This is a genomic window from Rhabdonatronobacter sediminivivens (assembly GCF_013415485.1).
GTDB classification, from domain to species: Bacteria; Pseudomonadota; Alphaproteobacteria; order Rhodobacterales; family Rhodobacteraceae; genus Rhabdonatronobacter; species Rhabdonatronobacter sediminivivens.
Genome location: NZ_JACBXS010000001.1, coordinates 42,370 through 55,652 on the forward strand (window position 1 = coordinate 42,370; position 13,283 = coordinate 55,652).

The window sequence follows — 13,283 nt, forward strand, 5'->3', positions numbered from 1 at the left end:
GGTTGCATGACGGCTGCATCTTGACCGCCCGGAAACAGTGTTTTTCCACAAGCCAGCTTTGCTTGCCACATTGTTGCCGATATGGTTAACCGAAGCGTAGCGTATCGGGCGCCATATGGGCAGCCAGTATCCCGGAAATCGTGTTGAATCATCGGCCAGCGTGTACCGCTGCAGGGGGGAAGATATGAGCAAGACCTTTACCTATACGGAGAACGGCCTGTCCTACACGGTCACCGTCTTCGAAAATGACGACGGAATGATCCAGGCCACGATCACGATGACCGAAGGCTCCATGGACGTGAACGCGCTCTATTGGGGCGATGATGACTTCTCCGGCGCCAGCGCCAATCTGGGCGGTCCGCTGAACATGAACGGCGCCGGTTCGCAATACGAGGGTGAGCGGGTGCAATGGGACGGCGCCGAAGAACTGTCGCGTCCCGGGCTGGGCCGCGAGGGCGAGGACAAGGAAACCTTCCTGGGCGAGGGCGACTCCCTGACCATCGATCTTGAAGACGTGCACAGCCTGGATGAGATCGACTTCATCGGCATCCGCGCGACATCGGTCAACGGGGGTGGGTCGATCAAGGGTGTCTCGGGCGATCCTGAAGTTGAAGACCCCGAGGAACCGGAGGAGCCCGAAGACCCGGAAGAGCCTGAAGATCCCGAGGAGCCGGAGGAGCCCGCCACCTATGGCAAGGTCTGGTTCGCGGAGTTCAACGACGAAGGTGAGCCTACAGGCGGCTTCCAGGTTCTTGCCACCGAGCCCGAAGACAATGAGTTCAATACCCCCTTCCTGCCCGAAGGCACAGACCCCACGTTCGAGAACTACCTCGATTACTACCTCTCCTTCGGCTTCAACGACGTGGAGTATATCGATACGATCATCTTCTTCGAGGATGATGAAGAGCTGAACGAGGCCTTCCGCATCAACGCCCCCGAAGGTGGCTTTGAAGACCGCGATGCCGTTCTGGACGCCTATGCGGCGCAAGTCCAGCACCTCGACAGCGAAGCCGAATATGTCGTCGCGATGGGAGTCGACAGCCTCCCCGACGAAGACGAGGCCGAGGAGCTGGACAGCGACGACGACGACCTGGTCGCTGCCTGAACCACGCCGCTGCAGGCCAAGCCCAAAGCGAACAGGGCGCCGCGATACACGCGGCGCCCGTCTTCATGGTGTCACGGCATGAAGCGAAACGCAGCCCAACGGCCGCCAGGCTTCAACCTACGACTTGAAAGCCTTGGCCGATGTGAAGGGGTCAGGCGAAATCCTGCGGGCGCGCCTCGCGCGCCATGTGGTCCAGCACCGCGTTGACGAATTTTGCCTCTCGCCCTTCGGGGAAGAAGGCGCGGGCGATTTCCACGAATTCATTGATCACCACCCGCGGCGGGGTCCGCTCGGTCAGAAGCTCGGCCCCGGCGGCGCGAAACAGCGCCCGCAGGGTGGGGTCAATCCGGGCAATCGGCCATTTCGCCACCAACCCGCGGTTGGTCATCTGATCGACCTCGGCCTGCCGGTCCACGGCCAGTTCCACCAGATTGCGAAACAGGCGCCGGTCGGCATCGGCCCAGGTCTCCTCGGGGTTTTCGGCGCCGATGCGATGGGCTTCGAACTCTGCACTCACCGCCTCTATGGTCTGCCCCGAGGCCTCCATCTGGAACAGCGCCTGCACCGCATAGAACCGCGCCGCGCCGCTGAGCGCGCGCCGCGTGGCCAGATCCGGGCGGCGCGCCTTGGAACCGCCATCCGCCCGGGTCATGCGCTGGTTCCCCCGTTGCCACCCGCCAGCTCGATATTCTCCGATGCCGGACGGAACCCCACCTTGCCCTCGGGCCGCCCCCAGCGCCGCCCCAGCGCGATCAGATGCAGCGCCGCGGCCGCCGCGCCGCCGCCCTTGTCCTGATCGCCCGGGTCCGCGCGCACCAGCGCCTGGTCCAGGTTCTCAACCGTCAGGATGCCATTGCCAACGCAGGCCCCCTGCAGCCCCAGCAACATCAGCCCGCGCGAACTGTCGTTGCACACGGTTTCATAATGCGTGGTTTCCCCGCGGATCACACAACCCAGCGCCACATAGCCGTCGAAATTGGCCATCCGATGCGTCTGGGCAATGGCGCTCGGCAATTCCAGCGCCCCCGGCACCTCGATCAGCTCATGCGCGGCTCCCGCACGCTCCAGCATGGCCTGCGCCCCGGCGATCAGGTGATCCGCCACATCACGGTAATAGGGGGCAACGGCGATCAGAACCTTGACCGGCTTGTCAAACTCCGGAAGCTCCAGCACGCCATGCGACATTCCTGCCATGATCAGCCCCTCCTTGCCGGGATCTTGCGGGTGCCAACAATCGACAGCCCATAGCCCTCCAGGCCCACAACCTTTGGCGTGGCCGAATTGGTCAGCAAGATCAACTGCTTCAGCCCCAAAGAGGACAAAATCTGCGCCCCCAGCCCATATTGCCGCAAGGTCTGCGGCGAGGCCGCCTCCGTATCCGACAGTTTCATATGCGTGTCACGCAACAGCACCAGCACGCCGCGCCCTTCCTCGGCAATCAGCCCCATGGCGTCCGAGAACTCATCCGCCCGCCCCGGACCACCCACGCCAACCACATCCAGCAACGGGTCAAAGGCATGCATCCGCACCATGACCGGGTCATCGCCGGTGATATCGCCCTTGATCAGGACCACATGCTCCGCCCCCTGGGTGGTGTCGGAATAGATGCGCAGGGTCCAGTCACCGCCGAACTCCGATGTAATCTGGCGCTCCTCGGTCACGCGCACCAGATTGTCATGGCGGCGGCGATAGGCGATCAGATCGCTGATGGTGCCGATCTTCAGCCCGTGCTTCTGCGCAAAGGCCACCAGATCCGGCAGCCGCGCCATTGACCCGTCCTCATTCATGATCTCGCAGATCACCCCCGAGGCATTGAGCCCCGCCAGCCGCGCAACGTCCACCGCCGCTTCGGTATGACCGGCGCGCACCAGCACCCCGCCATCGCGCGCGCGCAAGGGGAAAACATGGCCCGGCGTGGCAATATCGGCCCCGGTCTTGCCCGGGTCGATCGCCACGGCCACGGTGCGCGCGCGGTCATGGGCCGAAATGCCGGTGGACACCCCCTCGCGCGCCTCGATCGACACGGTAAACGCCGTTTCATGGCGCGAGGAATTGGACGATGCCATCAGCGGCAGGCCCAGCGCGTCAATCCGCTCTCCGGGCAGCGCCAGGCAGATCAACCCACGGCCATGGGCGGCCATGAAATTGATCGCCTCGGGCGTGGCCATCTGCGCGGGGATCACCAGATCGCCCTCGTTCTCGCGGTCCTCGTGGTCCACCAGGACAAACATCCGCCCGTTGCGGGCATCCGTGATGATCTCATCGATCGGAGAAATGGCCTCGCGCCAGCTTTCCTCGACCTCACCGGGTTTTTCGAAACTCATCCATGCCTCCGCAACGCTTGCGCCCGCCAGATAGCCGATCCGGGCCGCGGGCGAAAGGGCGCGCAATGCGCCCGGGCGCACAATCGCTGTTTGGCCTAGCGCCCCTCGAACACCGCCGACCGTTTCTCCAGGAACGCCATGACCCCCTCGCGGAAATCCCGCGTGCGCCCGCACTCGCCCTGGGCCGAGGCCTCCTGCGCCAACTGCCGGTCCAGATCCGTGGACAGCGAAGATCGCAGCAGCTTGCGGATCCGCGCATAAGCCAGCGTGGGCCCTGCGGCCAGGGCTTCGGCGCGCGCGCGCCAGACCGCTTCAAAGGCGTCATCGGGCACCGCCTCCCAGATCATGCCCCAGTCGGCGGCGCGGCGCGCCTCGATCCGCTCGGCAAAGAGCATGGCCCCCATGGCCCGCGCCAGACCAATCTGGCGTGGCAGCCAATAGGTGCCCCCGGCATCGGGCACCAGCCCGATCCGCGTGAACGCCTGGATGAAACTTGCGCTTTCTGCCGCGATGACCACATCCGCCGCCAGCGCCAGATTGGCCCCCGCCCCCGCGGCCGACCCATTGACCGCCGCAATCACCGGCACCGGACAGTCCCAGACGGCGTTCAGCATCGGCTCGTATTCCTCGCGCAGGACCCGCTCCAGATCCAGCTCGGTCACATCCGCCTCCTGCCCCAGGTCCTGCCCGGAACAAAAGGCCCGCCCCGCACCCGTCAGCACCACGCAGCGCGCCTGCGGACCATCCACCGCCCCCACCGCGCGCAGCGCATGGCGCAACTCGGCCCGCATCTGGGCGTTGAGCGCATTCATGACCTCGGGGCGGTTGAGCGTGATCACCAACACCCCTCCCTCGAATGCCTGGGTCAGGGTCTCATACTCCATGCCGCCGCCTCCTTGCCTGCTCTGCCCAAACCTTATCCCACACAGCCCGCTCAGCGAAAGCGCCACCTTGCGTCACCCCGCCCCGCTTCACCCCACCCTGCTTCACCCTTGAAAAATATCCTCGGGGGGAGTCGCCCGGAACGGGCGGCGGGGGGCAGACAGCCCCCCATGCAACGCCAACCGCTCCGAAAGCGCCGTGTCCGCTCAGCCGCGATCCTTCAGCAACGCGTCCAGCCGCGCGCGCTCCTCTTCGGACAGCTCATCAGGGCCGATATCCGGTGCGCTTTCCCGCCGCCGCAGATACACTGCGGCCGAGATCAGCGCCAGCAGCAGCATGACCGGCGCGCTGATCCACAGGATCATGTTCGCGCCCTCGGTGGTTGGTCGAAGCAACACGAATTCCCCGTAGCGGTCCACCACAAAGGCCAGAACCTCGGCGTCATCATCGCCTTCCAACAGGCGCTCGCGCACCAGAAGGCGCATGTCGCGGGCCAGGTCGGCGTTGGATTCGTCAATCGATTCGTTGCGGCAGACCATGCAGCGCAGATCGGCCGACAACGCCCGGGCACGGGCCTCCAGCGCCGGATCATCCAGGATCTCATCCGGCTGCGGTCCGGCCATCGCCGCCGCACCCAGCCAGATCGCCATCACCCCTGCCACAACGCTTCGCATGACCATCACTCCGCCGGAACCGCGCCCGGTGGCCGCGGCCCGTCGCCGCCCCGTTTGGCCGCACCTGCCGCCACCCTGTAGCGCCTGTCACTCAGGCTCAATAGCCCGCCCAGCGCCATCAGCGCACAACCGAACCACAACCAGTTCGAGAAAGGCTTGATATGCGTCCGAATGGCCCAGCCGCCACCATCCTGCGGATCGCCCAACACCACATACAGATCATGGGTCAGCCCATAGCGCAGGCCCACCTGGGTCGTCGGCATCCCCGCCGCCGGATAGATGCGCTTCTCAGGCCGGACCTGCCCGGTCACACCGTCATCGCGCTCAAAGTCGATCAACGCCATGGTCGAGGTGAAATTCGGCCCCTGCACCTGCTGCACATCATTCAGGGTCAGCTCATAAGCCCCGTGCCGCCAGGTCTCGCCGTCGCGGACAACGCGGATGTCCTCGGTCTCCCATCCGACAAGGGCCGCAACGGCAAATACCGCCACACCCAGCCCCGAATGGGCCGTGGCCTTGCCCCAGTCGGCGCGCGGAAGACGGCGCAGCCGCGCCAGCCGACCGGCCACCGCGCCACGCCCGGTGCGCGACCACAGGTCAGCCCCCGCACCCAGCACCACCCAGACGCCCAACGCCACGCCGATCGGCACCAGGATCGCGCCCCCGGTCTGCAACGACCAGACCAGCGCGCCCATGGCCACCGAGAACGCCGCCAGGCCCAGAAGCGGGCGCGCGGTGCGGGTGATGTTTCCGCGCTTCCACGGCAGCATGGCGCCAATCGGCAGCACCATGGCCAGCGCCACCATGAACGGCGTAAAGGCCATGTTGAAGAAGGGCGGCCCGACGGACAGCACCCGGTCGAACAGCATCTCGGCAATCAGCGGCCACATGGTGCCCACGAAGACCACAAAGGATGACACTGCCAGCAGCACATTGTTGATCACCAGCGCCGATTCGCGGCTGACGGTGGAAAACACGCCCTTGGCCTCCATCACATTCGCCCGCGCCGCAAACAGCGTCAGCGCGCCGCCCATGAAGAAGGCCAGGATGAACAGGATGAATACCCCGCGTTCCGGGTCCATGGCAAAGGCATGCACGGATGTCAGCAGCCCCGAGCGCACGATGAACGTCCCGATGAGCGAAAACCCGAAAGCCAGGATCGCCAGCAGGATGGTCCAGCTTTTCAGCGCCTCACGCTTTTCGACCACGATGGCCGAATGCAGCAGGGCGGCGGCGAACAGCCAGGGCATGAGCGAAGCATTTTCCACCGGGTCCCAGAACCAGAACCCGCCCCAGCCAAGCTCGTAATACGCCCACCAGGAGCCCAGCGCGATGCCGATGGTCAGGAACACCCAGGCCGCCAGCGTCCAGGGCCGCACCCAGCGCCCCCAGGCGGCATCCACCCGCCCTTCGATCAGTGCGGCCACGGCAAAGCTGAACGCCATGCTCAGCCCCACATAGCCCAGATACAGGAACGGCGGATGCAGGGCCAATGCGGGGTCCTGCAGCAGCGGGTTCAGGTCGCGCCCGTCAAAGGGCGGAAAGGCCATCCGGTCGAAGGGGTTCGAGGTGAAGATGGTAAAGGCCATGAAGGCCGCGGTGATCGACGACTGCACCGCCAGCACCCGCGCCTGCAATGTCGCCGGCAGGTTCGAGCCGAACCACGCCGCCGAGGCCCCGAACAGCGTCAGGATCAGGATCCACAGCAGCATGGACCCTTCGTGATTCCCCCACACCCCCGATATCTTGTAGATCAGTGGTTTGGCGGTATGCGAATTCGCCACCACCAGTTGCACGGAAAAATCCGAGGTCACAAACGCCCAGGTCAGCGCCATGAAGCTGAGAGCCACCAGAAAGAACTGGGCCGAGGCCATGGGCCGCCCCACAGCCATCCAGTCCGACCAGCCCTTGTGTGCGCCCACCAGCGGCACAAGGGATTGCGCGAGCGCCACCGCAAAGGCGAGGATCAGCGCGAAATGTCCGATTTCCACGATCATGAAGATGTTATATGCACAGTTTCGCGCCCGGGCAAATGGTGACAGAGCGTCGCGCATGGCGCTTCGGGTCACGGCTGCGTCACCACCGCGCCGGATCGCGCTGGACCTACGCCGGGCTTGTCCCTAACACTGGCGCAAAACCGTGCATCGCAGGACAATGCAGTGACCGAACGCCCCCGCCCCTCTGACCTGACCGAGGATCAGGCCCGCGACGAACTGGCGCGGCTGGCCGATCTGCTGGGCCGGGCCAATGCCGCCTATTTCCGCGATGACGCGCCGGTGATGGCGGATGCCGAATTCGATGCGCTGAAGGCCCGCAACGCCGACATCGAATCCCGCTTTCCCCATCTGGTGCGCGAAGACAGCCCCTCGGCCCAGGTCGGCGCCGCCCCGTCCGAGGCGTTTGGCAAGATCCGCCACGCCCGGCGGATGCTCTCGCTTTCCAATGCCTTCTCGGCGCAGGATGTGGCCGAGTTCGTCCAGCGCATCCGCCGCTATCTGGGCCTGTCCGAGGACGCCCCCCTGGCCTTCACCGTGGAGCCCAAGATCGACGGGCTGTCCCTGTCCCTGCGCTATGAGGGCGGGCGGCTGCTCCATGCCGCCACCCGCGGCGATGGCGAGGTGGGCGAGGATGTGACCGCCAATGCCCGCACCGTGGGCGACATCCCCACCGGGCTGGAGGGCGCCCCGCAGGTGCTGGAGGTCCGGGGCGAGGTCTATATGTCCCACGCCGATTTCGCGGCGCTCAATGACCGCCAGGCCGCGGCAGGCGCCAAGACCTTCGCCAACCCCCGCAACGCCGCCGCCGGGTCCCTGCGCCAGCTGGACGCCCGGATCACCCGCGCCCGGCCCCTGCGCTTCTTCGCCTATGGCTGGGGGGAGCTGTCAGAGCCGCTGGCCACCACGCAATTCGACGCGCTGGACCGCCTGCGCGCGCTGGGCTTCAGCGTGAACCCGCGCACGAAACGCTGCAAGGACGCCTCGGAAATCCTTGATCTTCATGCGGAAACCGAAGCCGCCCGCGCCGATCTGGGCTATGACATCGACGGGATGGTCTACAAGGTCGATGATCTGGCGCTGCAGGACCGCCTTGGCTTCCGCTCCACCACGCCGCGCTGGGCCATCGCGCACAAGTTCTCGGCCGAAACCGCCTGGACCCGGCTGGAGGCCATTGACATCCAGGTCGGCCGCACCGGCGCGCTGTCCCCGGTGGCGCGGCTGGTCCCCGTCACCGTGGGCGGGGTGGTGGTGTCCAACGCAACCCTGCATAACGAGGATTACATCGCCGGGCGCGACAGCAAGGGCGCCCCGATCCGCGACGGGCGCGACATCCGCATCGGTGACAGGGTGGAGGTCTATCGCGCGGGCGACGTGATCCCCAAGATCCGCGATGTGGACCTCTCGGCCCGCCCCGCGGACGCCGAGCCCTACTCCTTCCCCGAAACCTGCCCCGAATGCGGCAGCCCCGCCCTGCGCGAGGAAGGCGACAGCGTGCGCCGCTGCACCGGCGGCATGATCTGCCCCGCGCAGGCGGTGGAGCGGCTGAAGCATTTCGTCTCGCGCGCGGCCTTTGACATCGAAGGGTTGGGCGCGAAACAGGTGGAGGCCTTCTGGCGCGATGGCTGGATCACAAAACCCTCCGAGATCTTCACCCTGAAGGACCGCTACGGCCCCGGCTGCCCCCGGCAGGTCAAGAACCGCGAGGGCTGGGGCGAAAAATCGGCCGAAAACCTCTTTGCCGCCATCGACGCCCGCCGCACCATCCCGCTGGCCCGCGTGATCTTCGCCCTGGGCATCCGCCATGTGGGCGAAAGCACCGCCGCGCTGCTGGCGGGCCATTACGGCACCTGGACAGCGTTCCGTGACACCATGCTTGCCGCCACGACCGAAGGCGGCGGCGAATGGGACGCACTGCTCTCCATCGACGGGGTCGGCCCGGTGCTGGCGGCTTCCCTTGTCACCGCCTTTCAGGCAGAGATCGACGAGATCGACGCCCTGACCAAGCATCTGAGCATCGAGGATGCAGAGACGCAGGCGACCGACAGCCCCGTAGCGGGCAAGACGCTGGTGTTCACCGGCACGCTGGAGCGCATGACCCGGGCCGAGGCCAAGGCGCGGGCCGAGGCGCTGGGCGCCAAGGTCGCAGGCTCGGTTTCAGCCAAGACCGACCTGCTGATCGCCGGGCCGGGCGCGGGGTCGAAGGCGAAGAAGGCCGCCGATCTGGGGGTCCAGGTGATCGACGAGGACGCCTGGCTGTCCCTCATCGGCGCGGGCTGAGCATGGCCGGGCGCCCGGAAATCCTGTTCCCGCTCTTCGCGGGGCTCGATACGCTCGAAGGGGTGGGCCCCAAGACCGCGAAATCCATGGCAGGGATCGGGGTGGAAAAGCCGCGTGACCTGCTGTTCCACCTGCCCCATTCGGTGATCGACCGCACGCGCCGCAACTCCATCCAGGGCGCCACCCTGCCCGCCACCCTGACGGTCGAGGTCACGGTCGGCCCCCACCACCCCCCACGCTCGCGCGGCCGTCCCTACCGCGTGCAGGTCGAAGACGCGTTGACCGAGTTCATGCTGGTCTATTTCCGCGGCGGCGACTACCTGCAGAAACTGCTGCCCACCGGGCAGCGGCGGCTGGTTTCAGGCAAGGTGGAGCTGTTCGACGGGATCGCCCAGATGGTCCACCCCGACCACGTTCTGCGCCCGGATGAAGAGGGCGATCTGCCCGCCCATGAACCCGTCTATGCGCTTTGCGCCGGGGTCACGCAAAAGGGGCTGGCCAAGGCGGTGCAGTCCACCCTCGCCCGGCTGCCCGAGCTGCCGGAATGGATCGACCCGCAGCTTGTCGCGCGCGAGGGCTGGCCCGCCTGGGCCGAGGCCATCCGCACCGCCCACGCGCCCGAATCCGCCACCGATTGCGCGCCCCACACCCCCGCCCGCACGCGGCTGGCCTATGATGAGGTCTTTGCCCACCAACTGACGCTTGCGCTGGCCCGCGCCACCCAGCGGCGCAAACCGGGGCGCGAAAGCCGGGGCGACGGACATCTGCGCGCGCGCGTCCTGGCCGCGCTGGACTACACCCCCACCGGCGCGCAGACCCGCGCCGTGGCCGAGATCGAGGCCGACATGGCCCATGCGCGGCGGATGAACCGCCTGCTGCAGGGCGACGTGGGCGCGGGCAAGACGCTGGTGGCCTTCATGGCGCTGCTGATCGCGGTGGAGGCCGGCGGCCAGGGCGTACTGATGGCCCCGACCGAGATCCTGGCACGCCAGCATCTGCAAGGGCTGGCCCCGCTGGCCGAAAAGGCCGGCGTACTGGTCGAAATCCTGACCGGGCGCGACAAGGGGCGTGACCGCGCGGCAAAGCTGGCCGCACTGGCGCGCGGCGACATTCAGGTGCTGATCGGCACCCACGCGGTGTTCCAGAAGGGGGTCGAATTCGCCGATCTGCGGCTGGCGGTCATCGACGAACAGCACCGTTTCGGCGTGGCGCAACGCGCAGCACTCTCGGCCAAGGGCGCAGGGGCGGATGTGCTGGTGATGACCGCCACGCCCATCCCGCGCAGCCTGGCGCTGGCGCAATACGGCGACATGGATGTCTCGGTCCTGGATGAAAAGCCGCCCGGGCGCACGCCGGTGAAAACCGCGCTTGTGGCGGCCAACCGACTGGACGAGGTCGTCGAGCGCCTGCGCCGCGCCCTTGCCGAAGGCCGGCAGGCCTATTGGGTCTGCCCGCTGGTCGAGGAATCCGAAGCCGTCACCCTCACCGCCGCGCAATCGCGGTTCGAGCACCTGCGCGCCGCGCTGGGCGAAGGGCGCGTTGGGTTGGTTCACGGCCAGATGCCCCCGGCCGAAAAGGACGCCGCCATGGCGCGCTTCGTCGCCGGGGATACCGGCGTTCTGGTGGCAACCACGGTGATCGAGGTGGGGGTGAACGTGCCCAATGCCTCGATCATGGTGGTGGAACGGGCCGAGAGCTTCGGCCTGGCGCAGTTGCACCAGTTGCGCGGGCGTGTGGGGCGCGGGGCGGCGGAATCGACCTGCCTGCTGATGTATGACGCACCACTGGGCGACGCGGCGGCCCGTCGCTTGAAACTGCTGCGCGATACCGAAGACGGCTTTCGCATCGCCGAGGAAGACATGGCCATTCGCGGCGCGGGGGACCTGATCGGAACCGCGCAATCCGGGCTGCCGCGCTTTCGGGTGGCCGATCTGGAACGCCAGGCCGGGCTGATGGCGCTGGCCCAATCAGACGCGCGCAAGCTGCTGCTGGACGACCCGGCGCTGGAAAGCGCCCGCGGCCAGGCGGTGCGCACCCTGCTGTGGCTGATGGAACAGGACCGTGCAATCCGGCTGATCGGGGTCGGTTAACCCTTCTTTGTTCTTTTTTGTTCACCTTTGTTCTTGACGATTCGCGTCAAATATGAGAACAAATGCGAACAAAGGACGGAGGCACCCCATGCACCCAAGTATCGGTTCCCTGATCGCCCGCAACCGCCAGCACCTTGTGGCCGATCTGGCCGGAGTGCTGTCACTTGTTGGAATGCTGGTGATGGGGCTGCACCTGCCCTTGCTGCTCTGAACTGCCTCGGTCTGGCCGGGGGCGCGCATTGTCCCGCGCAGCCTGCTTTATCCCGGACGCCACCGGACCACGCCTGCCGCCGCCCGTGCCCTGCACGCGCGGCGGTTTTTTTGGCGTCCACGCTTCAGCCAACACATATGGGGCGGCGCGTGCGGTTCAGGTGGGCGACCGCTCCGCCCAGCCAGCGAATATCCGCTCCAGCGCCACCACAACGTAATAGAGAACGATCCCCAGAATCGCGAGCGCGATGAGCACCGCGAACATCAGCGGGAAGTCGCTGTTGATCTGCGCCGACTGGAACAGATGCCCCAGGCCGCGCCCATGCGGGGTAATGATCTCGACCAGATTGGTGCCGATGAAGGCCAGCGTGACGGCCACTTTCAGCGCCCCGAAGAACTCGGGCAAGGTCTTGGGCAGCGCGATCTTCCAGAACACCGTGAAGCGCGAGGCCCCCAGCGAGCGCAGAATATCGCGATATTCAGGCTCCAGCGTGCTCAGCCCGATCGCCACCGACACGGCAATGGGAAAGAACGAGATCATGAAGGCCACCAGAATGGTGTTGAAATCATGCTGGCCCACGAACATCAGCGCCACCACTGGAACCACCGTCGCCTTGGGGATGGCGTTGAAGCCCACCAGCAGCGGATAAAGCGCGTCATTCATGACGCGGCTGAGCCCCATGATCATCCCCAGCAGGGTGCCCACCACCACGGCCAGACCCAGCCCCACCACCGTGCGCCACAGCGTCTGCCAACCGTATTCATAGAACAGCGGCTGGAACCGCAGGAAGGCCGGCCAGATATCCGAGGGCGCCGCCATCTTGAACGTGGGCCAGCCCATGTACCAGACCAGCGCCTCCCACAGGATGGCAAAAACCGCCAGTCCCAGGATCGGTGTCAGGATTTTCTGCCAGTTGATGCTCATGCCCCACCCTCCGCCGGGACCCGCCCCTGCGCAATCTCGATCTCGCGGCGCAAGCGCGCCAGCTTCTCCACCGCATCGGGTTCGTATAACATGTTGATCGGACGCGGCGATGGCATGGGAATATCCATCACATATTGCGTTGTTGCCGGCCGCCCGGACAGCACCACCACCTGATCGGCCAGATAGACGCTTTCGCGCAGGTCATGGGTGATCAGGAGCCCGGTAAACGGCTCCTCGGCGCGCAACTCATGCATGGTCTGCCACAGATCCTCGCGGGTGAACGCGTCCAGCGCGCCAAAGGGCTCATCCAGGATCAGAACCTCGGGCTTGTGCACCAACGACCGGCAAAGCGAGGCCCGCTGCCGCATTCCCCCGGACAGTTCCGATGGGCGCTTGTGCTCAAACCCTTCCAGCCCCACCAGCGCCAGAAGTTCCATGGCGCGCGCCTCTTTCTGCCGCTTCGGCATCCCGGGCGCGACAATCTCCAGCGGCAGGACCACATTCTGCAGGATCGTGCGCCATTCCAGCAGAACCGGGTTCTGGAACGCCATCCCCACCGTCTTGCGCGGGCTTTTCACGATCTGGCCGTGCAGCCAGACCTCGCCCGTGTCCGGAAACATCAGCCCGGCAATCAGCCGCGTCAGCGTGGACTTCCCGCAGCCCGAAGGTCCCACAACGGCACAGAACTTCCCCTCGGGGATCGCGATATTCAGATCATCCAGCACCGGCAGCGGACCGGCCTTGGTCTTGTAGGCATGGGTGACACCCTTGATCTCGATCAGATTTTCCATGCCCAACC

The 13,283-nt window shown here is 66.3% G+C and carries 12 protein-coding genes; 4 read left to right on the plus strand and 8 right to left on the minus strand.

Annotation, left to right across the window (positions count from 1 at the left end; translation table 11 throughout):
* Positions 1 to 184: 184 nt before the first annotated feature.
* The gene (locus HUK65_RS00210) at positions 185 to 1,105 is read left to right on the plus strand and encodes a hypothetical protein (RefSeq protein ID WP_179904104.1); all 921 of its coding nucleotides are present in this window, start codon (positions 185 to 187) and stop codon (positions 1,103 to 1,105) included.
* A gap of 151 nt (positions 1,106 to 1,256) precedes the next feature.
* On the opposite strand, the gene nusB is transcribed toward HUK65_RS00210, so the two are convergent.
* The 6 genes from nusB to HUK65_RS00240 all read right to left on the minus strand — a co-directional run bounded on the left by nusB (position 1,257) and on the right by HUK65_RS00240 (position 6,982).
* The gene (nusB, locus tag HUK65_RS00215) at positions 1,257 to 1,757 is read right to left on the minus strand and encodes a transcription antitermination factor NusB (protein WP_179904105.1); all 501 of its coding nucleotides are present in this window, start codon (positions 1,755 to 1,757) and stop codon (positions 1,257 to 1,259) included.
* The gene (locus tag HUK65_RS00220) at positions 1,754 to 2,299 is read right to left on the minus strand and encodes a 6,7-dimethyl-8-ribityllumazine synthase (protein WP_179904106.1); all 546 of its coding nucleotides are present in this window, start codon (positions 2,297 to 2,299) and stop codon (positions 1,754 to 1,756) included. Before HUK65_RS00220 ends, nusB begins: the two co-directional genes overlap by 4 nt.
* A 2-nt stretch (positions 2,300 to 2,301) precedes the next feature.
* Positions 2,302 to 3,429, minus strand: coding sequence for a 3,4-dihydroxy-2-butanone-4-phosphate synthase (gene ribB, locus HUK65_RS00225; protein WP_179904107.1), 1,128 nt, complete (start codon positions 3,427 to 3,429; stop codon positions 2,302 to 2,304).
* A 95-nt stretch (positions 3,430 to 3,524) separates the two neighbouring features.
* Positions 3,525 to 4,313: an enoyl-CoA hydratase-related protein gene (locus tag HUK65_RS00230; RefSeq protein WP_179904108.1), complete on the minus strand. Its 789-nt coding sequence runs from the start codon at positions 4,311 to 4,313 to the stop codon at positions 3,525 to 3,527.
* Positions 4,314 to 4,517: 204 nt separating this feature from the next.
* The gene (locus tag HUK65_RS00235) at positions 4,518 to 4,985 is read right to left on the minus strand and encodes a cytochrome c-type biogenesis protein (RefSeq protein WP_179904109.1); all 468 of its coding nucleotides are present in this window, start codon (positions 4,983 to 4,985) and stop codon (positions 4,518 to 4,520) included.
* Between the two features lie 5 nt (positions 4,986 to 4,990).
* Positions 4,991 to 6,982: a heme lyase CcmF/NrfE family subunit gene (locus tag HUK65_RS00240; protein ID WP_179904110.1), complete on the minus strand. Its 1,992-nt coding sequence runs from the start codon at positions 6,980 to 6,982 to the stop codon at positions 4,991 to 4,993.
* Between the two features lie 162 nt (positions 6,983 to 7,144).
* On the opposite strand from HUK65_RS00240, the gene ligA reads away from it, so the two are divergent.
* From ligA to HUK65_RS18970, 3 genes are all read left to right on the plus strand, one after another.
* On the plus strand, positions 7,145 to 9,259 hold the full coding sequence (gene ligA / locus HUK65_RS00245) for an NAD-dependent DNA ligase LigA (protein ID WP_179904111.1): 2,115 nt from the start codon (positions 7,145 to 7,147) through the stop codon (positions 9,257 to 9,259).
* A gap of 2 nt (positions 9,260 to 9,261) precedes the next feature.
* Positions 9,262 to 11,349, plus strand: a complete 2,088-nt coding sequence (gene recG / locus HUK65_RS00250) for an ATP-dependent DNA helicase RecG (protein WP_179904112.1) — start codon at positions 9,262 to 9,264, stop codon at positions 11,347 to 11,349.
* Between the two features lie 88 nt (positions 11,350 to 11,437).
* Entirely contained in the window at positions 11,438 to 11,560 is a 123-nt protein-coding gene (locus tag HUK65_RS18970) for a hypothetical protein (protein WP_268839193.1), read from the plus strand.
* A gap of 156 nt (positions 11,561 to 11,716) precedes the next feature.
* On the opposite strand, the gene HUK65_RS00255 is transcribed toward HUK65_RS18970, so the two are convergent.
* On the minus strand, positions 11,717 to 12,484 hold the full coding sequence (locus HUK65_RS00255; protein ID WP_179904113.1) for an ABC transporter permease: 768 nt from the start codon (positions 12,482 to 12,484) through the stop codon (positions 11,717 to 11,719).
* Positions 12,481 to 13,275, minus strand: coding sequence for an ABC transporter ATP-binding protein (locus HUK65_RS00260; protein ID WP_179904114.1), 795 nt, complete (start codon positions 13,273 to 13,275; stop codon positions 12,481 to 12,483). The genes HUK65_RS00255 and HUK65_RS00260 overlap by 4 nt, the downstream gene beginning before the upstream one ends.
* Positions 13,276 to 13,283: the final 8 nt, after the last annotated feature.

Excerpts from the sequence above, each read along its gene's own strand:
- HUK65_RS00210 (WP_179904104.1), top strand. The coding sequence starts at position 185 with ATGAGCAAGACCTTTACCTATACGGAGAACGGCCTGTCCTACACGGTC.
- nusB (WP_179904105.1), bottom strand. The coding sequence starts at position 1,757 with ATGACCCGGGCGGATGGCGGTTCCAAGGCGCGCCGCCCGGATCTGGCC.
- HUK65_RS00220 (WP_179904106.1), bottom strand. The coding sequence starts at position 2,299 with ATGGCAGGAATGTCGCATGGCGTGCTGGAGCTTCCGGAGTTTGACAAG.
- ribB (WP_179904107.1), bottom strand. The coding sequence starts at position 3,429 with ATGAGTTTCGAAAAACCCGGTGAGGTCGAGGAAAGCTGGCGCGAGGCC.
- HUK65_RS00230 (WP_179904108.1), bottom strand. The coding sequence starts at position 4,313 with ATGGAGTATGAGACCCTGACCCAGGCATTCGAGGGAGGGGTGTTGGTG.
- HUK65_RS00235 (WP_179904109.1), bottom strand. The coding sequence starts at position 4,985 with ATGCGAAGCGTTGTGGCAGGGGTGATGGCGATCTGGCTGGGTGCGGCG.
- HUK65_RS00240 (WP_179904110.1), bottom strand. The coding sequence starts at position 6,982 with ATGATCGTGGAAATCGGACATTTCGCGCTGATCCTCGCCTTTGCGGTG.
- recG (WP_179904112.1), top strand. The coding sequence starts at position 9,262 with ATGGCCGGGCGCCCGGAAATCCTGTTCCCGCTCTTCGCGGGGCTCGAT.
- HUK65_RS18970 (WP_268839193.1), top strand. The coding sequence starts at position 11,438 with ATGCACCCAAGTATCGGTTCCCTGATCGCCCGCAACCGCCAGCACCTT.
- HUK65_RS00255 (WP_179904113.1), bottom strand. The coding sequence starts at position 12,484 with ATGAGCATCAACTGGCAGAAAATCCTGACACCGATCCTGGGACTGGCG.
- HUK65_RS00260 (WP_179904114.1), bottom strand. The coding sequence starts at position 13,275 with ATGGAAAATCTGATCGAGATCAAGGGTGTCACCCATGCCTACAAGACC.